22 protein-coding genes are annotated in these 20,859 nt (G+C 53.7%); 5 read left to right on the top strand and 17 right to left on the bottom strand.

The window, feature by feature from the left end:
* Positions 1 to 195: 195 nt before the first annotated feature.
* On the bottom strand, positions 196 to 897 hold the full coding sequence (locus JT718_RS04715; RefSeq protein WP_205500721.1) for a TIGR02117 family protein: 702 nt from the start codon (positions 895 to 897) through the stop codon (positions 196 to 198).
* Between the two features lie 277 nt (positions 898 to 1,174).
* Between JT718_RS04715 and JT718_RS04710 the strand changes: the two genes are divergently transcribed.
* The gene (locus tag JT718_RS04710) at positions 1,175 to 2,215 is read left to right on the top strand and encodes a nucleoid-associated protein (protein WP_205500720.1); all 1,041 of its coding nucleotides are present in this window, start codon (positions 1,175 to 1,177) and stop codon (positions 2,213 to 2,215) included.
* A 140-nt stretch (positions 2,216 to 2,355) separates the two neighbouring features.
* On the opposite strand, the gene fabF is transcribed toward JT718_RS04710, so the two are convergent.
* Together fabF and JT718_RS04700 are read right to left on the bottom strand one after the other, a co-directional pair.
* Entirely contained in the window at positions 2,356 to 3,609 is a 1,254-nt protein-coding gene (fabF, locus tag JT718_RS04705) for a beta-ketoacyl-ACP synthase II (RefSeq protein ID WP_205500719.1), read from the bottom strand.
* A 36-nt stretch (positions 3,610 to 3,645) separates the two neighbouring features.
* Positions 3,646 to 4,227, bottom strand: a complete 582-nt coding sequence (locus JT718_RS04700) for a TetR/AcrR family transcriptional regulator (protein ID WP_205500718.1) — start codon at positions 4,225 to 4,227, stop codon at positions 3,646 to 3,648.
* Positions 4,228 to 4,524: 297 nt separating this feature from the next.
* Here JT718_RS04700 and JT718_RS04695 point away from each other — a divergent pair, with 297 nt between their 5' ends.
* Positions 4,525 to 5,457 (top strand): D-2-hydroxyacid dehydrogenase, encoded by a 933-nt coding sequence (locus JT718_RS04695; protein ID WP_205500717.1) that lies wholly within the window; start codon positions 4,525 to 4,527, stop codon positions 5,455 to 5,457.
* A 224-nt stretch (positions 5,458 to 5,681) separates the two neighbouring features.
* On the opposite strand, the gene JT718_RS04690 is transcribed toward JT718_RS04695, so the two are convergent.
* From JT718_RS04690 to JT718_RS04670, 5 genes are all read right to left on the bottom strand, one after another.
* Positions 5,682 to 6,071: a phage holin family protein gene (locus tag JT718_RS04690; RefSeq protein ID WP_205500716.1), complete on the bottom strand. Its 390-nt coding sequence runs from the start codon at positions 6,069 to 6,071 to the stop codon at positions 5,682 to 5,684.
* A gap of 82 nt (positions 6,072 to 6,153) precedes the next feature.
* Positions 6,154 to 6,855, bottom strand: a complete 702-nt coding sequence (locus JT718_RS04685) for an N-formylglutamate amidohydrolase (RefSeq protein ID WP_205500715.1) — start codon at positions 6,853 to 6,855, stop codon at positions 6,154 to 6,156.
* Entirely contained in the window at positions 6,852 to 8,093 is a 1,242-nt protein-coding gene (locus tag JT718_RS04680; RefSeq protein WP_205500714.1) for a carboxylate-amine ligase, read from the bottom strand. Before JT718_RS04680 ends, JT718_RS04685 begins: the two co-directional genes overlap by 4 nt.
* Entirely contained in the window at positions 8,090 to 9,556 is a 1,467-nt protein-coding gene (locus tag JT718_RS04675) for a RimK family ATP-grasp domain-containing protein (RefSeq protein ID WP_205500713.1), read from the bottom strand. The genes JT718_RS04680 and JT718_RS04675 overlap by 4 nt, the downstream gene beginning before the upstream one ends.
* Positions 9,531 to 10,316, bottom strand: coding sequence for a C39 family peptidase (locus tag JT718_RS04670; protein ID WP_317195479.1), 786 nt, complete (start codon positions 10,314 to 10,316; stop codon positions 9,531 to 9,533). Before JT718_RS04670 ends, JT718_RS04675 begins: the two co-directional genes overlap by 26 nt.
* Before the next feature lie 252 nt (positions 10,317 to 10,568).
* On the opposite strand from JT718_RS04670, the gene JT718_RS04665 reads away from it, so the two are divergent.
* The 3 genes from JT718_RS04665 to JT718_RS04655 all read left to right on the top strand — a co-directional run bounded on the left by JT718_RS04665 (position 10,569) and on the right by JT718_RS04655 (position 12,894).
* On the top strand, positions 10,569 to 11,297 hold the full coding sequence (locus JT718_RS04665; protein ID WP_205500712.1) for a LytR/AlgR family response regulator transcription factor: 729 nt from the start codon (positions 10,569 to 10,571) through the stop codon (positions 11,295 to 11,297).
* Between the two features lie 143 nt (positions 11,298 to 11,440).
* Positions 11,441 to 12,013, top strand: a complete 573-nt coding sequence (locus JT718_RS04660) for a TetR/AcrR family transcriptional regulator (RefSeq protein ID WP_205500711.1) — start codon at positions 11,441 to 11,443, stop codon at positions 12,011 to 12,013.
* 65 nt (positions 12,014 to 12,078) lie between these two features.
* On the top strand, positions 12,079 to 12,894 hold the full coding sequence (locus JT718_RS04655; protein ID WP_240336931.1) for an alpha/beta fold hydrolase: 816 nt from the start codon (positions 12,079 to 12,081) through the stop codon (positions 12,892 to 12,894).
* Between the two features lie 38 nt (positions 12,895 to 12,932).
* Here the strand turns inward: JT718_RS04655 and JT718_RS04650 are convergent, their stop codons facing one another.
* From JT718_RS04650 to hisC, 9 genes are all read right to left on the bottom strand, one after another.
* On the bottom strand, positions 12,933 to 13,544 hold the full coding sequence (locus tag JT718_RS04650) for an HD domain-containing protein (protein WP_205500709.1): 612 nt from the start codon (positions 13,542 to 13,544) through the stop codon (positions 12,933 to 12,935).
* A 277-nt stretch (positions 13,545 to 13,821) separates the two neighbouring features.
* On the bottom strand, positions 13,822 to 14,595 hold the full coding sequence (locus JT718_RS04645; protein WP_205500708.1) for an MBL fold metallo-hydrolase: 774 nt from the start codon (positions 14,593 to 14,595) through the stop codon (positions 13,822 to 13,824).
* Between the two features lie 72 nt (positions 14,596 to 14,667).
* Positions 14,668 to 15,540 carry a helix-turn-helix domain-containing protein gene (locus JT718_RS04640; protein WP_317195478.1) on the bottom strand — a complete coding sequence of 291 codons (873 nt, stop codon included), beginning with the start codon at positions 15,538 to 15,540 and terminating at the stop codon, positions 14,668 to 14,670.
* Between the two features lie 33 nt (positions 15,541 to 15,573).
* Positions 15,574 to 16,224: a bifunctional phosphoribosyl-AMP cyclohydrolase/phosphoribosyl-ATP diphosphatase HisIE gene (gene hisIE / locus JT718_RS04635; protein WP_205500707.1), complete on the bottom strand. Its 651-nt coding sequence runs from the start codon at positions 16,222 to 16,224 to the stop codon at positions 15,574 to 15,576.
* Positions 16,225 to 16,311: 87 nt separating this feature from the next.
* Positions 16,312 to 17,064 carry an imidazole glycerol phosphate synthase subunit HisF gene (gene hisF, locus JT718_RS04630; RefSeq protein ID WP_205500706.1) on the bottom strand — a complete coding sequence of 251 codons (753 nt, stop codon included), beginning with the start codon at positions 17,062 to 17,064 and terminating at the stop codon, positions 16,312 to 16,314.
* Positions 17,065 to 17,242: 178 nt separating this feature from the next.
* Positions 17,243 to 17,962 carry a 1-(5-phosphoribosyl)-5-[(5-phosphoribosylamino)methylideneamino]imidazole-4-carboxamide isomerase gene (gene hisA / locus JT718_RS04625; RefSeq protein WP_205500705.1) on the bottom strand — a complete coding sequence of 240 codons (720 nt, stop codon included), beginning with the start codon at positions 17,960 to 17,962 and terminating at the stop codon, positions 17,243 to 17,245.
* A gap of 3 nt (positions 17,963 to 17,965) precedes the next feature.
* The gene (gene hisH, locus JT718_RS04620; protein WP_205500704.1) at positions 17,966 to 18,547 is read right to left on the bottom strand and encodes an imidazole glycerol phosphate synthase subunit HisH; all 582 of its coding nucleotides are present in this window, start codon (positions 18,545 to 18,547) and stop codon (positions 17,966 to 17,968) included.
* A complete protein-coding gene (hisB, locus tag JT718_RS04615) occupies positions 18,547 to 19,641 on the bottom strand; it encodes a bifunctional histidinol-phosphatase/imidazoleglycerol-phosphate dehydratase HisB (RefSeq protein ID WP_205500703.1) in 1,095 nt (364 codons plus the stop codon). Before hisB ends, hisH begins: the two co-directional genes overlap by 1 nt.
* 3 nt (positions 19,642 to 19,644) lie before the next feature.
* Entirely contained in the window at positions 19,645 to 20,712 is a 1,068-nt protein-coding gene (gene hisC / locus JT718_RS04610) for a histidinol-phosphate transaminase (protein ID WP_205500702.1), read from the bottom strand.
* Positions 20,713 to 20,859 lie beyond the last annotated feature (147 nt).

Raw genomic sequence — 20,859 nt, 5'->3', positions numbered from 1 at the left:
GTGCAGGCACAATGTAGAGAAGAGGAAGCAAGAGTGACTTGAAGGTGATAGGCATCCTTTACATGCATCACTTAACATAATATAAATTATAGGGCAAATAAATATTCCATATTTAAAAAGCCTTATAGCTTATTATATGTTAAGTAGGCCCAAATTGGAGACACATGAGGGCTTTTACCTGCAACGTTTACCGGTTTACCTGCCAGGTGCATGTTGCCGCAAAGGTTTGTCATAGTGGTAGAAAATTCCTTTGTAAAACGGCGTCCAAACGCAGGCGGTTTGCCCGCAGGCTTTCAGCCCCTCGTTCGCCCAGGTGTTGCAGGTGAAGAATAAATTGTAACGTCCCTTCGCTTCGTAGAATGCGTCGGCCTGGCCGTACTGCGCATCGGTTTTTATCAGGATGGTGTTGCCGGCGGTATCCAGGTCAAACCTCCTCTGGATGTAGCGCACCAGCCGGGCGTACTGCTCCTTGCTGAGACCTAATCTGCGGCAAGCGGCGTTTTCCTGCATGTTTCTATAAAAAGTAGCGTGAATCGCCGAGGCGCCCAGCCCCGTCATGGCCTTAAAGGCGGTACTCGCCTTCAGGTCGGCCCAGGTGGGCGTATCCAGGTAAAAGCCTTTGTCGCCCCACCCAAATGCCACGAACCGCGCCGATGCATCCTGGCCTTTGGTATGCCGGTAGTTAACATAATGGAGCCAATCATAGACATCGCTCTTTAGGGGCACCACCAGATCGGTGTGCACGCCGTTGTGCAGGATGTAAATGGAGATTTCCTGCTGCTCCTCGGGCACAGGCTCCCCGGGCACCCGCATGCGCGCTAACGCAAAGGCCACCAGAAAGTACAGGATCACCAGGGCCGAAACGCCCACCAACACATATCCGGTAATGAGAAACACAGTTTTCAAGGAGGAACCGTTCTAATGCAAAGATGCCGGTAAGTTAGAGGATTCGCGCAGTTGCGCAAGCCGCACCCCTAATTTCCCGTTCATCTTCATGCCCCTCTCCTGCCGGATTTGCCGGGGCTTAGGTGCGTTTCAGGGCAGATTTCCGGAAACAGGCCCAAAAACAACTCTAATTAAGCGCTAAGCCTGGCCCCGGTGAGTTCCGGTTAAGGGAGATTCCGTATTTTTGCGGGCCCAACTTCAGCCAACTGTAAGACCAGCCTCCTGCTTCATGAAATTTGACACCGCCTCGCTCACCAGCCTTTCCATCCACCACGTGGGCAACAAGGGCCTGGAACAGAAACTCACGCTCTCAGAAAACCAGTTCGACTTTGGCGATGGCCTGGCCCAGAAACTGGAGAAGTTCTTCCTCACCAAGCTCACCCAGGCCCACGAGCGCTTTAAATTCGCCCACCCCACCTCCCTCCAGTTCAATGAGGTGTACAGCTACGCCGAAAACATCTTCGCCGACAAAGCCGCCTTCCATGAGAACACCCGCAGCATTGCCCGCCACCTGTTTGAGAGCACCACGCATCCCAAGATAAAACCCGGCGAGCTGTACGTGGCGCACTTCATCAATTGCGAGATTGAGGAGCGCGTGGTAGAGGCCGTGGGCATTTTCAAGACCGAGGTGAAGAGCGGCTATTTTGACGTGTCGCGCAAGAACCGCGATTTCACCATGGAGTACCTGGAGGGCATTGACTCCAACAAGTTTGACAAAGGCTGCATCATCTTCAACACCAAGCCCGAGGAGGGTTTCCTGGTGGCCATCATTGACAACCAGAACCGCGGCGAGGAGGCCCAGTACTGGCGCGAGAATTTCCTGGGCCTCACCCAGATCAACAATGAGTTCCACCAGACCAACCACGTGCTCAACCTGGCCAAGGAGTTTATCTCTGAGCGCCTGTCAGAGGAGTTTGAGGTGGAGAAAACCGACCAGATCGTGCTCCTGAACAAATCAGTGGAGTACTTCAACAAGCACGAGACCTATGACAAGGAGGAATTCGTGGCCGAGGTGTTCGGGCAACCCGACCTGATTGAGTCCTTCAACAACTACGACACCGAGTACCGCCAGAACTACGACATTGAACTGGAAGACAGCTTTGAGATCTCGCCGCAGGCTGTGAAGAAGCAGGCCCGCGTGTTCAAGAGCGTGCTCAAGCTGGACAAGAACTTCCACGTGTACATCCACGGCAACAAAGACATGATTGAGAAAGGCGTGGACGCCGATGGCCGCAAATTCTACAAGCTCTACTACGAAGACGAGGAATAAGCCCGTTTTAGGGCAGTTTTCCTGAAAAAGAACCAAAAACTAAAGTGGCTTGCTCTCCTTAAAAGCAAGCCACTCTTTTTATAGATAAGGTATCCAGATTTGGAGCCGTTTTTCAAGAAACCGGCCCAAAACCACCCCTGTTACGCCTGGTACCTCCGCAGCACCAGGGTGGCATTGTGCCCGCCAAACCCGAAGGTGTTGCTCATGGCAATGTCAATGGTTTTCGCCAGGGCCTTGTCGCGCACCAGCGGGAAGCTGGGGTTGATCTCGGGGTCCAGGGTTTCGCAGTTGATGGTGGGCGGCACCTTGTTCTCTTGGATGGCCAGGACGCAGGCAATGGCTTCGGCGGCCCCCGCAGCGCCCAGCAGGTGCCCGGTCATAGACTTGGTGGCGCTGATGGCCACCTTGCCAAAACTTTCCCCAAACAGACGTTCAATGGCCTTGGCCTCGCTTTCGTCGCCCAGCGGCGTGGAGGTGGCGTGCGGGTTCAGGTAATCCACGTCGTCGGCGGTGATGCCGGCTTCGTTCAGCGCATCCTGCATGCCCAGCAGCGCGCCGGCTCCCTCGGGGTGCGTGGCGGTAATGTGGTAGGCATCGGCGCTCACGCCCCCTCCTATCACCTCGGCCAGAATGGTAGCTCCCCGGCTGAGGGCGTGCTCCAGTTCCTCCAGCACCAGGGCGCCGGCTCCCTCACCCAGCACAAAGCCATCGCGGTTCTGGTCAAAGGGCCGCGATGCCGTGGCCGGTGAGGCATTGTTCTGCGACAAAGCCTTAATGGCGCTGAAGCCCCCAATGCCGGTTTCGGTCACCACCGCCTCCGAGCCGCCGGTCACAATGGCATCGGCTTTGCCCAGCCTAATGTAGTTGTAGGCGTCAATGATGGCGTGGCTGGAAGAAGCGCAGGCCGACACCGTGTTGAAGTTCACCCCCTGGAACCCGTGCTTGATGGAAATCATGCCCGAGCTGATGTCGCCGATGATCTTGGTGATGAAGAACGGATTGAACCGCGGGTTCATGTGGTTGGCCGCCAGGTTCAGCACCTCCTCCTGGAAGGAAATCATGCCGCCCATGCCGGTAGACCAGATCACGCCCACCCGCTGCCGATTCACCGTACTCTCCAGCAGGCCCGAGTGCGCCAGGGCCTCGTCGGCCACCACCAGGGCGTACTGGCAGAAAAGATCCGTCTTGCGGGCCGACTTCTTGTCAAAGTGTGCCAGCGGGTAATAGCCTTTCACCTCGCAGGCGAATTTGGTTTTGTACCGGGTGGTGTCAAAGCGGGTGATGTTGCCGGCTCCGCTCTGTCCTTCAAATAAGCCCTTCCGGTATTCGGCCAGGTTGTTGCCAATGGGGGTCAAGGCTCCCATGCCGGTAATGACTACGCGTTTTAATTGCATATACTTAGTAGTAAGTAAGTTTATTTTTCTCTTGAATTAAGTTTTCACCACCAGCTGGTTCCATAGCTGCTGAACGGTGGCAGCGTAAAAGCTTTCGCCGCCAATGCGGGACAACTGCAAGGCCCCGGATATGGCACTGAGGAACACCCCCGCCATTGCCCGCGCCGAGCCGTTGAAGTTGAACTCCCAGTTTTCCCGCCCCTCCTCTAAGGTACGCGCCAGCCACTCCAGGATTTGACTGGTCATTGCCAACACCTCCTGCTGCATGCCCGGCGGCAAAGCCGGAAAAGCCGCCGCCGAACTACCCACCAGGCACAGCCGAATACCGCGTTCCAGGTTTTGCCGGTAATACACGTCCATAAAGGCAGAGAGCCTTTCTTTAGCAGTTACCTGCTGCATGGACTCCTGCTGGCACCAGTCCAGAAAGCGCTGCCCTGCCCGCTCTATGATGGCCTTGCCCAGATCTTCCTTGGAGGGAAAATGGTAGTGCACTGCCGCGTTCTTGATGTTCAGCTCCGCCGAAAGGTGGGCGTAACTGAACTCGCCAAAACCTTTCTCCTGCATCAGGGCCTCGGCCAGGTCCAGAATCTTTTCTTTGGTGTCGGTACGGGTTGTCATAGGCGCTTTCCTTTTGCTCAAAGATACTTACTAACTGGTAAGTAAACTATAAGAGAGCTTTCTTTTCTCTCCATCTACTTCCGCAGCGCCCCATATCTATGCTAACATATTTAGTAAAACATAAAACAAGCTGGCCTCCCTTGTTTTCGGCCTCTTTTGCCGAAAAGTGCGCAAAGGTAGGAGAATTTATTGGGCTTCGCCTCAGCGGCCCCAGATAGCGTGCAAGAAAGCACCCAGTAGGCCAAAATTTCAGCGGAAAGGGCTTACCTTGGGGCACCGGACCAACCCTTACGCGTAATGCACCTTTTCATTTACTCAGAGCTGGACCAGCACCAGCAGGCTTATTTATTGGAACACCTCCCCACCGGCATCACTCCTTTTCTCTATTCGGCGGCGGACCCGCAGCAAGGCCGGGAGGCTTTTTCGGGCGCTGACCTGCTGTTGGGCAACCCTCCGGCCGATTGGTTTACCGGCGGAGCGCCTTCTTTGAAATTCTGGCAATTGGATTCGGCGGGGTTTGACCAGTACCAGCGGGTGCAGGTCAGCGCCACGGTGGCCAACATGGGCAACTTCTTCGCCGAGGCGTGCGCCGAGACCATGGTGGCCGGCATCCTGGCGCTCTACCGTGGGCTGCCCACTTTGGTGAAACTCCAGCAGGAGAAAGTCTGGCAGGGCAAGCAGGTGAGGTTCACCCTGGAGTTACTGAGCCGCAAATCGGTGGTTATTCTGGGTGCCGGTACCATTGGGCTGGCAGCCAAAAAGATGCTGGAGGGGTTTGGGGCCAATGTTCTGATGACTGCCCGGCACAACCCCACCGCCCAAATTCACTCCCGCGAAAAGCTCCTCCAGCACCTGCCCCACACCGACATTGTGATCAATACGCTGCCGGGCAACCTGCACCACTATGTCAACGCCGACTTCATTGGGCAGATGAAAAAAGGCAGCCTGTACGCGAACGTGGGCCGGGGCAACACCACCGATGAAACGGCCCTGATCAAGGCGCTGGAGGAAGGCCACCTGGGCGGCGCCGTGCTGGACGTTACCCAGGTAGAGCCTCTGCCCCAGGAAAGCCCGCTCTGGCAGATGGAAAACGTGCTGCTCACCCAGCACACCGGCGGCGGACAGGCCCACGAAGTGGAACGGAAGATAGACCGCTTTCTGGCCAACCTACAGAGGTTCAGCTCCGGACAGGAAATCAGGGACCAGGTAAGCTTATCTCAGGGCTACTAACCTGTGCCCGTTGACCCGCGCGGTGGCATGGAGTTAGGGGTAATAAGCTGGTTTGACCAAGGTGCAGCCCCGCCGTGTTTCGGCCCTATTTTTCTGAAAACAGCCTGAAAACTTAGGCAGGCCGCTGCGGCAAAGTGCGTTTCAGGGCAGTTTTCCTGGATTAAACGCAAAAACGCGGGCCTCTTGCCAGAAGCCCGCGTTTTTAGATAAAGGTATTGGGGAGGTTAGGCGATTGCCTCAACCGGCTGCACCGGCAGGGAAGAAATCTCCTCCCGGTCCTCGCTGGAGCGGTTGATGAAGGTACTGGCCAACGACAGGGCAATGGCAATGACCAGCGCCGGCCAGAAGCCTTTGATCTCAAAGTTGCGCACCAGCTTGTCGGCGATCTTCAGCACGATGGCCGATACGATCAGTTTCACCACAAACTCCAGCAGGAAGAACGTGACCAGGTTCAGGATAAAGGTGAGAATCCAGCCGATGAGCACACTCAGGATAGACACCAGCAGGGCCACCCAGAGGGCAGTCCAGAAGCTTTTAATGGTGACCTGCGGCAAGATGTACGCCATCAGCAGGATCACCCCCGCATTCACGAGCAGTTCAAGAATCCAACTCATTTTTTCATAGTTTTAGTGTACGATAGATCAGCGCCCGGTTAAGTCCGGGGTTGGTACATATACTGCCTTTTAGGGGGTTTGGTTAGAGCACTTGCGTAAAAGTATGGACCAGCCCTTCCTGCACCTGGCGCCAGTGCACGGGGTCTCCTTCCGAGAACTTCTGGTTCACCTCCAGCTCCAGGCCGGCATACTGTCTATTGGGGAAACGCCTGCGCAGGTAAGTTACAAACCCATCGGCGGTGCCTTTGTAGGGGTAGTTGTACCGGATCTTAAACCGGGGCAGCGCGAGCTCTAGCCGCTGCCGCCAGAGCGCCGCAAACAACTGCTCCCGTTCGCGGCGCGGGTCATAGAGCAGGCCCACATCGGCGGTGCGCACCTTCCCGTTCAGCTCAGGCGTGAAGCTGTGCACCGACAGATGCAGCACCGGGTACTCCTGCCCCACCCATTCCCTGATCTTGTCTTCTACCTGCTGGCGGAAAGGGTAATAATACTGCTCCAGCACCGCCTGGTGCTCACCGGCCGAAAGCGGCTGCATGAACTCTGAGAACAGCTTTGGGTGGTGCAGGGATCGGTTCAGCTCCACCACCAAACGACTGGTGGTGCTGTACACAGAAAAATCGGCGGTGTCTTTGAACCGGTGGAACAGCTCCAGAGCCCCCAGGTCGTACCCGCGGTGGGTGGCCAGCACGGCTTCTGCCCCCGCGAAAAGCGGGGCGTACTCCGGCGGAACCTGGTTGCCGCCGTGTTCACACGTGAGCAGTACTTTTAACCGCGGGGCATTCACGGGGCGAATAGTTTATTCTGCGCCAGGCACTCGGCCAGTTGCTGGTATACGGCTTTGATCTGTTCCGGGGAAGGGTCCGGTCCCAAAGCCCGCAGGAGGCGCTGCGCCAGCGGGCCTTCCCGCAGGATGGTTTCGATGGCCTGGGTAACCTCGGGCGTAAACACGAGGCTCTGCTGCACCCGCGCCCATAAGTGGGACCAGACTTCCTGCAGCGTGGCCTCGGGCTGCGGGTAGCCCAGCAGGTGCAGGTAGGCGGCGTGCCTGATTTCCGTTTCGGGGCCGTTTTTCAGGGAATCCAGGAAAACTGAGGCCAACTCCTCGGTAGAGGCTTTCTGCTGGTTTTCATAGCTGCTCCAGGTTTCAGCCACCAGCTGTCTGAGCACCTCGGTTACCAACGTTACTATAGCCACATCGGCCAGGGGGCACTCCTGGTTGTCGATGATCCGGATCTCGATGGCGCCCCGGCTGAACCGGGCAATGGCGCCGCGCGAGTTCAGGAACTCGTCCTGCAGGTCGCCCTGTGGGTCATGGGGGGCAATGGCCCGGAACATGGGTTGGAAGATCTCCGCCTCGTACTGCGCCTGGGAAAACACCGCCTCGGGCACCACCTGTCCGGCAATGAGCGGGATCTGCTGCTGGTTGGTGCGGTACACCTCCAGCCGGGTATCCAGCAGCCCAGTGGGTCGGCCATCCAGCACCGGCGAGGCGGCACTGAGCGCGGGGATGAGCGGCAGCACCAGCCGGATGGCCGCGTGCAGCCGGCCAAACTCCTGGTCTGACCCGAACGGCAGGTTCAGGTGCGTGCTCTGCAGGTTAGACCAGCCGTGCCCCTGACAGTTGAAGATGCGGTTGTAGGCCTCGTAAATCTCGCTGGCCTCGTGGGGCCACAGCCGGGTTTCCCGAAAAGGGTCCATAAACGGGTGGGCGCCGGTGGGCAGCAGCATGGCATGATGGGGCCGCAGCAACTCGTTCACCCGCTGCACCTCGGCGTGGAACAGGTGGGCCAAAGGAGCTAGCTCCGGAGCCGGTCCGTTGGTCTTCAGCTCCAGCACGTGCAGCACCAGCTCGTTGGACCAGGCCATGGGGCCCCGCTCCACGTCAGACGTGAGCTGGCCCGCCTCGGCGTTCAGGACCTCATCGGCGATGGGTTTCACCGCCAGGGTGTCGCGGTCCACGATCATGTACTCCATCTCCACCCCGAAGCCTTCAAACAACCTTAATCTTTTAGCCTGGCTCATGGGTTCTCAAATTTCTTCTGGTTGTCAATGCGTCGCTTTATGGACTTGAGAATGGTGTGGTACAGGTCTTTTTTCAGGATTTTGTCTTCCACGCCGTGGTCAATGTTGGGGTTGTCGTTCACTTCAATCACGTAGGCTTTGCCGTCAATTTCCTTCAGGTCTACGCCGTACAGGCCATCACCGATGAGGTTGGCCGCTTTAAGGGCGGTGTGCAGCACAAAAAACGGCACCTCCTCAAAGGGCACAGTTTCAAAGGTGCCGGTGATGTCTTTCTTCTTGCCTTCCCAGTTGTAGATCTGCCAGTGGTCTTTGGCCATAAAGTACTTGCAGGCGTACAGGGGCTGCTTGTCCAGCACGCCAATGCGCCAGTCAAACTCGGTGGGCCGGAACTCCTGCCCGATGATCAGGTCAGACTCCGCCAGCATTTCCTTCAGCTGCTCGGCCAGTTCCTCCTCGGTCTTTACCTTCACCACCCCTTGAGAGAAAGAGGAATCGGGCTTTTTGAGGACGCAGGGCAGGCCCAGTTCCCCCACCACCTTGCAGCAGTTGTCGCGGTGGATGATCATGGACTTGGGAATGTTCACCTTGGCCTTGGTCAGCAGCTCGGCCAGGTACACTTTGTTGGTACACCGCAGGATGGACACCGGGTCGTCAATCACCACCAGGCCCTCGGCGTGCGCCCGGCGGGCGAAGCGGTAGGTGTGGTGGTTCACCGAGGTGGTCTCCCGGATGAACAGGGCATCAAACTCTGACAGGCGGCGGTAATCTTCCTTGGTGATGAGCTCGGTATAGAACCCCAGCCCCTCGGCCGCTTCCATGAAGTTCTGGATGGCCCGGTCGTTGGAAGGTGGGTCACTGTCGGCGTGGTTCACCAGGATGGCCAGGTCGTAGATTTTCTTGTTGGTGCGCTGGCTGGAGAAGCGGTTGCGGGCAAAGTAGGCCTTGGCAAACCGGTAGAGGTCGCGCAGGTGGTGCTCGGGCACTTCGTTCACCGGTATGGGGTTGATGCTCTCCAGCACCCACTCTTTGTTGTACACAAACTGCGCCCTGAGCAGCGGCGCCTGGAACAGGTCATGCAGCTGCTTGCTGAGTTTTTCGTACTGTTTGGCTACATTTTGCCCAAAGTAAATGCTGAGCGTGAAGTTCTTGGACTTGAGCTTGGATAGACTTTTCTGGATGGTCTCGTTGATCTCATCGGTGATGGCCCGCACAATGGTCTGCGACTTCAGGTCCTGGATGGTGGTCACGTTGGGGATTGCCCGGTGGCCCCTGGCCTCGGCCAGCAGCGAGACGTAGTAGCCGCTGCTCTGGTATTTGTAAGACCGGCAAAGGTTGAAAATGCGGGCGCTCTTCAGTTCTGTGTAGGCGGGGTCCGTTAAGTACCGTTGCGCGTCTACCACTTCTACATCCTCTACATCAAGATCCCAGTCTTTGGGATTATTGACCACTACTAGTTTGCGCATGAAGGTTGATCGGTTCTTTTGGGTTGGTTTTGGTTGAAGGTGGTTGTATGGCCAGCAGGTTGGCGTCATAGGTGACAATGCCCAGCATAATGGCGTTGATGAGCCGGGAGACCGGCACGTTGTAATAGTTGTTGCCCACCAGCGGGTTCTCCTGGTAGGGGTCGGCCACAATTACGTGCTCCTTCTCCTGCTCGTTGTCAAAGCCCGCCAGCACCACAAAGTGACCCAGGGGCTCGCCACGCACATCGTCGTACACAGCCTCGCCTCGCTCATTGGTGCGCTCACGGGCGCAGTTGTAGAGGTAGGTGGCGCTCAGGCCCGTGAGCAGCGGAATGCCCCGGGAGAAATACTGGTCCAGCAGGCTAAGGGTTAAGTCTTTGTGCAGGATCTCACCCCCCAGCTCCAGAAACTCAATGTAGGCATGGGTGGCCACGTGCAGCTTGGCGTCTGATTTGTAGATCATCTGCTCGCGCAGGTTGGCAATCAGCTGCTCCTTGCCCAGCTTGAACCAGGTGGGGTCAAACACGTGCAGGTTGTAGGTGTAAATGCGCGCCCGGTACCCCCGGCGCAGGGCGTGGCAGCCCAGCAGCACCGCCAGCGTGCCGCCTTCCTCCAGGAAAGACACCTCGGCAATGACCTGCTCCAGCGGCACTTGGTCCTGGTAGTACTGGTAGACCGCGTGCAGGCTGGTGGGGCCGCAGGTGGAATCATCTGGTTGGGTGAGAATCTTGAGCGAATTGAGTAGCGTTACCGGAAGCACGTTTTATGGATCTTTTTGTGCCTCTTATACGTGGTTTCTGGCCGGAGTTACCTGCCTTTCTGGCCCCACCCCCCGGCAACAGGGGCAAACGGCGGGGCAGAACCGCGTCTGGCTGGCCTGCAGGCCCCTGCGGCTTGCCTTGTGAAAAGCCAATTAGTAACTTTAGACAGGGTTTATAGCAAGGAGCCCGATGATTTTTATACCTTTGGCGCAGAACCGCTGTTATTAAGTGATACTTAGCTAGAAAAACTTTTGAAGAAGGAGACTACCTATCGCGCAATAATTATAGATGACGATGAGTTAAGCCGGATGATTCTGGAGCGTCATATCAAGTCTACCCCCTCCCTTGAGTTGGTTCAAACCTTCAATTCCAGCGTGGAAGGATTGGCCTGGCTCCTGAAGAACGATGGCGTAGACCTGCTGTTTCTGGACGTGGAAATGCCCGAGATGACCGGGCTGGAGCTGCTGCGCACCCTGCCGCACAAGCCCCTCACCATCCTCATCACCTCGCACAAAGATTTCGCCATCCAGGCCTTTGAGCTGCAGGTGGCCGACTACCTGCTCAAGCCCGTAGACTTTACCCGCTTCACCCAGGCGGTGCTCAACGCCACCAAAAAATTGGGCATGAACGGGCACGCGGTGCCGGTGGCCGCCCCCCAGGTAAGCCAACCCGATGAGTTGTTTGTGAAGGTAGACAACAAAATCGTAAAGCTGAACCTGAACAGCATCTCGTTCATTGAGGCCCGCGGCGACTATGTGGTGATCAATACCGAGAACAAAAAGCACATTGTCTACACCACTATGAGCGCCATTGACCAGAAACTGCCCTCAGATCAGTTTCTGCGCATTCACCGCTCCTTCATCATCAACCTCAAGAAAATAGAGCTCATTGAAGACGACTCGGTGCTGATGCAGGACAAGTACATCCCCATTGGCGGCTCTTACCAGTCAAAGTTCTACAGCCGTATTAACAAACTTTAACAGACACGCCTTTTTCTATCACTCCCGTTTTTGGCCCTTTTCTTCAAAAGAAAGCCAGAAACGGGAGTTTTTTTTGTGACTTGGCGCAACTTAGTTGTTGAACAAGCGTTCAATCATTTAATAAATGAACAAACGTTCACTCAATGACTTCTAAGAGAACTTTACAACGGGAGGCCAGTGCGCAGGGAATGGTAGACGCGGCCCTCAGCTTGTTTGCCGAGCAGGGATATGACCGTACCTCTATCCGGCAGATTGCCGAACGGGCGGGCGTGTCGCTGGGACTGCTCTATAACTATTATAAAAGCAAAGAAGACCTGCTGAAAGATATTCTGGTAAAAGGCCGTCAGGACATCCTCACGTCGTTTGAGAAACCCGAGGGGCTTACCGGTTTTGCGTACCTGGAGCACTACATCCGCACCACGTTCCAGGTGCTGGAACAGAACAAGAACTTCTGGCGCCTTTACCATAGCCTCAAGCTACAGTCTGAGGTACTCAAAGCCCTTGAGCAGGAAGTGCAGGCAGAAAACCAGCTGGTGCTCCTCCAACTCACCCAGAACCTGGCGGCGGCGGGCTCCACCTCCCCTTCGGCCGAGGCCGTGCTCATGTTTGCCACCATTGACGGCATTGCCCAACATTATTTGATGCTCCCCAACTATCCATTACAAGACGTGATCATCCGGTATATTGTGCAACTGAAGAATCATCTGGCTTCTTAACCCATTACCGCATGCAACCTCCTACCTGGCTTGACCAAACGGCGTACCCTTTTAAACATAATGTTTTGCCCGTTCCCCAGGGCCACCTCCACTACGTGGACGAAGGCCATGGTGAGCCCATCTTGTTTGTGCACGGCACGCCCACCTGGTCGTTTCTGTGGCGGCACCAAATAAAAGAGCTCAGTACCTACTACAGATGCATTGCGGTTGACCACCTGGGTTTCGGGCTTTCGGCAAAGCCCCGGGCTTTCTCCTACTCCCTGGAAGCGCATCGCCAAAACCTGACGCAGCTGGTAGAGCATCTGCACCTGGACAAGGTAACGCTGGTGGTGCATGATTTTGGAGGGCCCATTGGTTTGGGCTGGGCCACGCAGAACCCAGACAAGGTGGCGCGGCTGGTGGTACTCAACTCCTGGATGTGGCCGCTCACCCATGTAAAACCCATGATGCAGGCAAGCAAACTCTTCGGCAGCCGGTTAGGGAAGTTCCTGTACGTGAACCTGAATTTCTCGCCCAGGTTTCTCCTGCCCAAAGCTTTTTATATGAAAGAGAGGCTCACCAGGCAGATTCACCAACACTACCTGGCCCCTTTCAAGGAAAGAAAAGAAAGATTGGGCACCTGGTACTTTGCGAAAGCCCTGGCCGGAGAGACCGGGTATTTTGAGGCCCTTTACCGCCAGAGAGACCTTTTTCTGGACACTCCTTCCCTGCTCATCTGGGGCCGGCAGGATAAACTGATTCCGGCCCATTTTCTGGAAAAGTGGCAGGAAACGCTTCCGTTATCGAAGGCTCTAAAACTAGAGACAGGGCACTTTGTTCAGGAGGAAGCGCCTGAGGCCGTGACTAACGCCATTCAGGAATTCCTGGAAGCCACCCGGTAGTCTCGCCCAGTGCCGTGCAATAGCGGCGGAGGCGGCCCCTAAGCCTCCTTGGCCGCTTCTTTTTTGAGGATGCCTTTCTCCAGGCTAGTGTCAATCAGGGCTTTGGCGAAGTCCCATAGCACGGTAGACCCTTTCTGGATGTGCTGGGTTTTACTGATGACTTTCTCATACGGCACGTTGTACTCCATCCAGGTGCCGCCGGCGTTGGAGACATTTTGCAGAATGGGCTCCAGGCGGTCAATGGATTTGGCGAACCTGGCTTCGGGAGTTTCGCCGGCTTCAAACTCCTCCCAAACGGCTATCAGCTCCTCCTTTTGGTGCTGGGGCAGCAAACCAAAAATGCGCTGGGCGGCCTTTCGTTCTGCCTCGGTGTTGGTGTGGTTCAGCACGGCATCAAACAGGAAGGTGTCCCCCGCGTCAATCTCCACCAGGTCATGCACCAGCAGCATCTTGATCACCTTCAGGATGTCTATCGGCTCATTGGCGTGTTGCGCCAGGACCAGGGCCATGATGGTCAGGTGCCAGCTGTGCTCGGCATCGTTCTCATGGCGGTCGCTGTTGAAGAGGCGCGTCTTACGGGTGATGTATTTGAGTTTGTCTACCTCGTGGATGAAGGCCATCTGCTGGAGGAGGGTGTCAAAATTTTCCATGTCAAAAGAGCTTTGCCGCGAAGGTAAGCAAGTTTGACACACCGGTAAACCCAAGGGCAACACGCTTCTCCTCAACTTCCCCTTGCTGTTCTGTTTTCCAGGGGTTTTATGAAAATTGGCCCGTTTTCAGAAAATCGCTGGAAAAGTGCGCACCAACCCAGCCGTAGGAATTTTGCTGATAAAGCACCTACCTCGGGTTTACCGAAAGCTGCCGGACACGTGAGTAGAAGAGCATCCGGCAGGCTTAGGTTAAAATCTAAAGTTAGCTGTTCTCTGCTTAAAGAACCAGGTGTACCACTTCGCCGTCTTGCGGTATGATCAACTGTTCCTTGCTGATGTTTGCTTCCTCGGCTACTTGGCGCAGGGAGGTTCTGGTGGTACGGCAATGGTCCAGGGCTTCCATGTGAACGGCGATGACTTTGGCGTTTCCGCTGTTCTGCACTAAGGTACGTGCCTGCTCCTCATCCATCAGGATAGGATGCTCTTCAAAGCCCGGGAAAACGGCGCCACCGGTATTGGCTACAATGTAATCTGGCCTGAACTTCTGAATGGCCAGCTCCACTTCCTCGGTCCAGATGCTGTCGCCTACCAGGTATATGGTGGGTTGGTCCTGGGCCTGTAACACAAAGCCAGAAACGGTACCCATTTTCTTCAGGATTTCGCCGCTGCCGTGTAAGCCGCCCGTTCTGTGAATGGTTAGGTTGTTCCAGGTGGTGTGGTCGCCTATGGTGGTGGCGTTTAGGAAGTTTGCCGCCTGGAAGAACTCTTCATCTGCGGGCTGGTTGAACAGTTGGACGGATTTGTCCAGCATCTCACTGGCAATGGGGTCAAAGTGGTCGGGGTGGGTATGGGTTACCAACACCAGGTCAATGTCTTTGATGATTTCCTCTGCCGGCAGGGGCAGTTCAACCATGGGGTTTCTCGCTTTTCCGGCCAGCGGGTCAAAGGCGCCCTGGGGGAAGAACATGGGGTCTACCAGAATGTGGTGCCCCGCGTACTGTATGCGTAAAGTAGCGTTTCTGATTAACTGAATAGTTGCACTGGTTGCCATATGCTCTTGATTATAAATGATTAACCAAGGGCAAAAGTAGCAGTGGGGCGGCGCAAAACGCCTACCATTTTTCTAAGCCGAGCTACCATTTTGATAACCGGCCAGAAACTCAGTGGTAGTCTGTCCCGTCTGCGCCTTGAAGAGCCGCATTAAATGGTTGGGTTCAGAGAAGTTAAGCTGGTGGGCTATCTCGGCCACGGAAAGGTTTGCATAAACCAAGAGGTTTTTGATTTCATACACCAGGCGTTGTTTGAGCATGTGCGCCGCCGTGACGTTGAACTGTGCCTTGACCGCCTTGTTCAGGGTGATTCTGCTAATGCCCAATGCCGCCGCGTATTCATTGATCCTTTGTTTTTGCCCGATGTGTTTCTCCAGCAGCCTTTTAAACTGATAGGCGTAATTATTACCGGGTTTCTGCAACGGAAGCAGGTGTTGTTGCGCGTACTCCCTATTTAACTTGAGCAACAGGTAGTACAGCAACGAACGGACCAGATGCTCGCTGTCGGGTTTTGAGTTGACCAGTTCAGCTTTAATTTCCTGTAAGGTGTCGCAGGCTTTCTGTAACCCGGCGCTGGTTTGGGAAATATAGAGCGGATGGTCCAGTTGATAGAAGTACAACAAGCGGTAGGTAAACAACTTATCGGCGAAGAAATCATTCAGGAAATCCTCCTGGAAAATCAGTACGGTGAAGTCCAGCCCGTCTGCTTCCAGTTTCCATTGTCTTTTCTGAAAGGGCGAAATAAATACCACCGTGTTGTTGGTGATGCTGATGGTACGCTCATTCAAGACCAGGTACCCTTTGGCTTGTTTAAAGAAAATGACCTCAAAAACATCGGTCGTGAACTGCTGCAGCAAGGAATACCGCTCCTGCACCTCAGTGCCCAGCAGCACATTGAGCAGAATACTTACGCCACACTGCGTTTTATCAAACAATAACGTTTTCACACCGATTTTGCTATTATGGCCCTGAAGCCTGCCTTACTCCCTGGGTTTATGCCGGCTTTCCAGCACCTGCACCACTTCCGCTAATGAAAGCCCAGAAGCTTCCAATAACACTAGCAGGTGGAAGAGCAGGTCCGCCGCTTCGCCTTTCATAGGTTCTGTATTGCCGGCTACAGCATCAATGACCACCTCTACCGCTTCTTCCCCTACTTTCTGGGCCATTTTGTTCAGGCCTTTGTTGAACAGGTGATTGGTGTAGGAACCTTCAATAGGGTTCTTCCTTCGGTCTTTTATGGTTTGCTCCAGTTGAGCGATGAACTGCAACGCTTGCTCGGTTGGCGTGAAGTTCTGGAAGCTTCTCAGATGATAAGAGTTGCTGTCGCCTTCCACATCAAAGCAGGTTTCGGTGTTGCGGTGACAGGCTGGTCCGGTCGGGTCTACCAAAATCAGAAGTGTATCCTGATCGCAGTCCAGCTCTATCTTCACCACCTTGAGCGTATTGCCCGAAGTTTCACCTTTGGTCCAGAGGCGGTTCTTGGAGCGGGAGAAGAACGTCACCAAGCTTGTCGACAGAGTTTGCTCAAATGCTTCCTCATTCATGTAACCCAGCATCAATACTTTACCGGTAGCGGCATTCTGGATGATGGCGGGCACCAGCCCCTCTCCTTTATTAAAATCTATGGTCATTTCTTTTTAGATGGAGACACAAGATGTAAGACGCAAGACATACGATTCTGATAATAGTCTTGTGTCTTATATCTTGTGTCTTGAGTCTCAAATACGAATATCTATCTTATTCTCCGCTAAGAACCTCTTCAGGCCGGGAATAGGTACTTCCTGGAAGTGGAAGATACTTGCTGCCAAGGCTGCGTCAGCACCTACTTCAAAAACATCTAAGAAGTGCTGCTCATTACCGGCACCGCCTGAAGCAATCACGGGCACAATTACGTTGCGGGAAATCTCACCCGTAATATCCAGCGCGAAGCCGTTCTTGGTGCCGTCGTTGCTCATGGAGGTGAGCAGGATTTCTCCGGCCCCACGTTCTACCACTTCCTTGGCCCAATCTAATGCCCAAAGATCAGTATCTACTGTTCCTGCCTTACTGAACACCTTCCAGCCCTCAGGGGTACTTTTTGTATCAATGGCCACAGTCACGCACTGGCTCCCGAAACGACTCGCCAGTTCAGTAATCAGTTCCGGACGATGGATTGCCGAGGAATTCACCGATACTTTATCAGCGCCGTTTTGCAACAGCACTTCCACGTCTTCCACGGCACTTATACCGCCACCCACTGTGAACGGGATATCAATGTAGCGGGCTACTTCGCGCACCAGTTCCACCAAAGTCTTCCGCTTTTCATTGGTGGCGGTGATGTCCAGAAAAACCAGTTCATCAGCGCCTTGTTTTGCGTACAAAGCAGCCAATTCTACCGGGTCACCGGCATCGCGGATATCTTCAAACCGCACGCCCTTTACGGTACGTCCGTTCTTGATATCCAGACAAGGAATAATTCTTTTTGTGAGCATTTTATCTGACTCAGGACGTAAGATGTAAGACTTCTTCTTACATCCTCACCTGTTTGTATTTTTAATATGTTTTTACCGCTGGCGCGAGCTTGCAGCTCGTGCCTTCTTTTGCAGGTTCTGACGTTATCTGGTATGCGTGCGGACACGAGCTGCAAGCTCGCGCCAGCGAATTGTCCTACTAGATAACCTCTTTCGCCAGGTCTTCCAGGGAAATGGTGCCTTCATAGATGGCTTTGCCGATGATAGCACCGTGTAAGCCTGCTTCGCGGAGATGACGTACTTCTTCAATGGTAGTTACGCCGCCGCTGGCGATGAACTGCAAGGTGGGAAACTGCTCCAGTAAACGCTGGTAAACCTCAATAGAAGAACCTTGCAGTTTGCCGTCTTTGCTCACATCAGTGCAGATGAACGTTTTTCCGCCTTTTTCTGAAAAAGAGGCTAAAAACGACTCCAGTGTTAATTCACTTTGTTCCGCCCAGGCATTGATAGCAATGCGGTTGTCTTTGAAATCAGCGCCTACAATGATGCGGTCTGCACCATACTCCTTCAGCCATGCTTCTACAGTTTGCGGCTCCCGTACGGCAATGCTGCCCGCGGTAATTTGCTTTGCACCGGCATCAAACGCCTGACGGATAGCTTCTGAGCTTTGCAAACCTCCACCGTAATCAATGTGCAGTTTTGTTTGGCTAGCGATACGCTCCAGCACCGGCAAGTTCACCGGTTGTTTGGCGCGCGCACCATCTAAGTCTACCAGGTGCAACCGACGTAAACCGAGGCCTTCAAACTGTTTTGCTACTTCTACCGGGTCTGTGTGGTACGTAGTCTGCTGTGAAAAATCACCTTCGGTGAGGCGAACGCACTGGCCGCCGATAAGGTCAATAGCCGGAATAATGTCCATGGCTTAGAGATTTAAGAAGTTCTGGAGAATGTGTGCTCCTGCCGGACCACTTTTCTCGGTATGAAACTGAACTGCGTAGAAGTTTTTGTACTGCAGGGCAGCACTGAAGGGCTCAGGGTAAGAGCTCTGCGCAATGGTATGTTCGGTTACTGGAGCATAGAAGCTATGCACGAAGTAAGCGTATTCTTCTTCCTGTATACCAGTAAATAAGTCACTCTTCAAGTGGTGCAGATTGTTCCAGCCCATGTGCGGCACTTTAATGGCTGCATCAAACTTTTTCACCGGCACCGGAATAATGCCCAGCATTTGGGTATCGCCTTCTTCAGAGTGCTGGCACAACAACTGCATGCCCAAGCAAACACCTAAGAATGGCTGGGTTAAGGTAGGCAGCAGCTGGTCCAGATTATTAACCTTAAGCGCACGCATCGCCGAGGAAGCCTCGCCCACACCCGGGAAAATCACCTTATCCGCAGATTGAATCTCTTCGGCATTGGAGGTAACGGTAGCGTGCGCGCCCAATCGCTCTAAGGCGAAAAGCACACTCTGCACGTTACCTGCTTTATAATCTACTATGACGATTTTCATTATAGAACGCCTTTGGTACTTGGAATCTCCATCTTGTTCACGTCACGCACTAATGCCATTTTAATAGCCTTAGCTACGGCTTTGAAGATAGCCTCTATTTTGTGATGCTCATTCTCGCCCTCGGCCTTGATGTTGAGGTTAGACTTAGATGTATCTGAGAAGGATTTGAAGAAGTGCATGAACATTTCGGTGGGCATGTCTCCTACTTTCTCACGAGAAAACTTGGCATCCCACACTAACCATGGACGACCTGAGAAGTCAATAGCAGCGTGCACCAGGGCATCATCCATCGGCAACAGGAAGCCATAGCGGTTAATGCCACGTTTGTCGCCAATGGCTTGAGCGAAGGCTTCACCTAGGGCCAGAGCAGTATCTTCAATGGTATGGTGCTCATCAATGTGCAAATCTCCTTTCACATGAATGCGCATGTCTACTCCGGAGTGGCGCGCCAGCTGGTCCAGCATGTGGTCAAAGAAGCCAACACCCGTCTGCATGTCTGACTTTCCTTCGCCGTCCAGGTTTATCTCTACACTGATTTGCGTTTCATTAGTGTTCCGCTGGATGGTGGCTTTACGGGCTGGCAAACGCAGGAAATTGTAAATGGCATCCCAATCTGTGCTGATGAAGGAAGCATCTTCATTGGCAATATCTTGTAACAAGATGCTTTTAGAACCTAAGTTCTTGGCCATCTGCACATCGGTGAGGCGGTCACCAATTACGTAAGAATTAGCCAGGTCATAGTCACCGGTCAGGTACTGGCCCAGCATGCCTAAGCGAGGCTTGCGGTTAGGGCTATTCTCATGCTCAAAGCTGCGGTCAATGTGGATGTGCGCGAATTTGATGCCCTCGCTTTCCAGAATCTCCAGCATCTTGTTCTGGTAAGGCCAGAAGGTGTCTTCAGGGTAAGAATCTGTGCCTAAACCGTCTTGGTTGGTAACCATCACGAACTCGTAATCCAGCTCTGTAAATATTTTGTAGAGGTTACGGATGACCTTCGGGTAGAAAGAGAACTTCTCAAAAGAGTCTACCTGATAATCGGTAGGTGGTTCAAGGAGAATGGTACCGTCGCGGTCTATAAATAAAACTTTTTTCATGGTTTACAGAGTGGCTTCTTGAGCGGAATAGGCGTTCAGTGATTCTAAAAGATTATCGTTTTCGGCTGGCGTGCCAATGGTGATGCGCAGGCAATTCGCACAACCTGGTTGAGTAGAACGGTTACGAACTACTACGCCACGCTCTAGTAAGTAGGCATAAAGTTCATTGGCGTTCGGCACCTGTACCAGCACGAAGTTGGCATCTGAAGGGTACACTTTTTCAATCAAAGGAAGCGATGCAAATGCATCCATTAAACGAGTGCGTTCTTGGATGATAACTTGCAGCATATCCTCTAGTTGTGCAGTTTTATCTAAAGCAGCACTTACCAGCTCCTGCGTGACCACGTTGATGTTGTAAGGAGGCTTAATCTTGTTCAGGTAGCCAATGATTTCTGGCGAAGCGAAAGCCATTCCTAAACGAAGACCAGCCATTCCCCAGGCTTTGGAAAGCGTCTGCATCACCATCAGGTTCGGAAACTCGTCTAAACGGGTAATCCAGCTAGGTGAATTTGTGAAGTCAATGTAGGCTTCATCTACCACTACCAGACCATTGAAAGAACGGATCAACTTTTCTACCGTGGCAAGCTCCAAAATATTTCCGGTCGGGTTATTAGGCGAGCAAAGGAAAAGGATTTTGGTGCGCTCGGTTTGTTTTTCGGCTATTTTCTCAAAAACAGGCTGAAATCGCTCATTTAGCGGCACCCGCTGTATGCCTATGTTGTGAATGTTAGCACTCACCTCATACATGCCGTAAGTAGGTGGCAATAACAACACCTCGTCACGACCTGGCTCACAAACCAGGCGCATCAACAAGTCAATAGCTTCGTCTGAACCGTTTCCTATGAAGATTTGCTCTGGTTTAACACCTTTCAGCTTTGACAGCTTCTCTTTGATGGTTTTCTGGTACGGGTCTGGGTAGCGGTTGTAATCTACGCCCCCTGCCAGACTGCCCAGGTTATTTTCGTTTGCGTCCAGATAGACGCTGGCTTCGCCTTCAAACTCATCACGCGCCGATGAATACGGCTTCAGTGACTTCAGGTGCGGACGAATGAAATTATCTATTGAAAACATTGGTCAATGTGCTAATTAAGTAATGTGCTGATGTGCTAATTCTCTTTTTAGCGCATCGTTTTACTACTGATTTATCCTCCTCTTCTTTTGTCATCCTGAAAGGATCTTGTGGGCGAACTAGAAAAGCTGTTATTCAGAAGCTACTGC

Origin of the sequence: Rufibacter psychrotolerans (genome assembly GCF_016924645.1) — a bacterium.
GTDB lineage: Bacteria > Bacteroidota > Bacteroidia > Cytophagales > Hymenobacteraceae > Nibribacter > Nibribacter psychrotolerans.
This window is presented reverse-complemented; position numbering and strand designations above follow the sequence as displayed.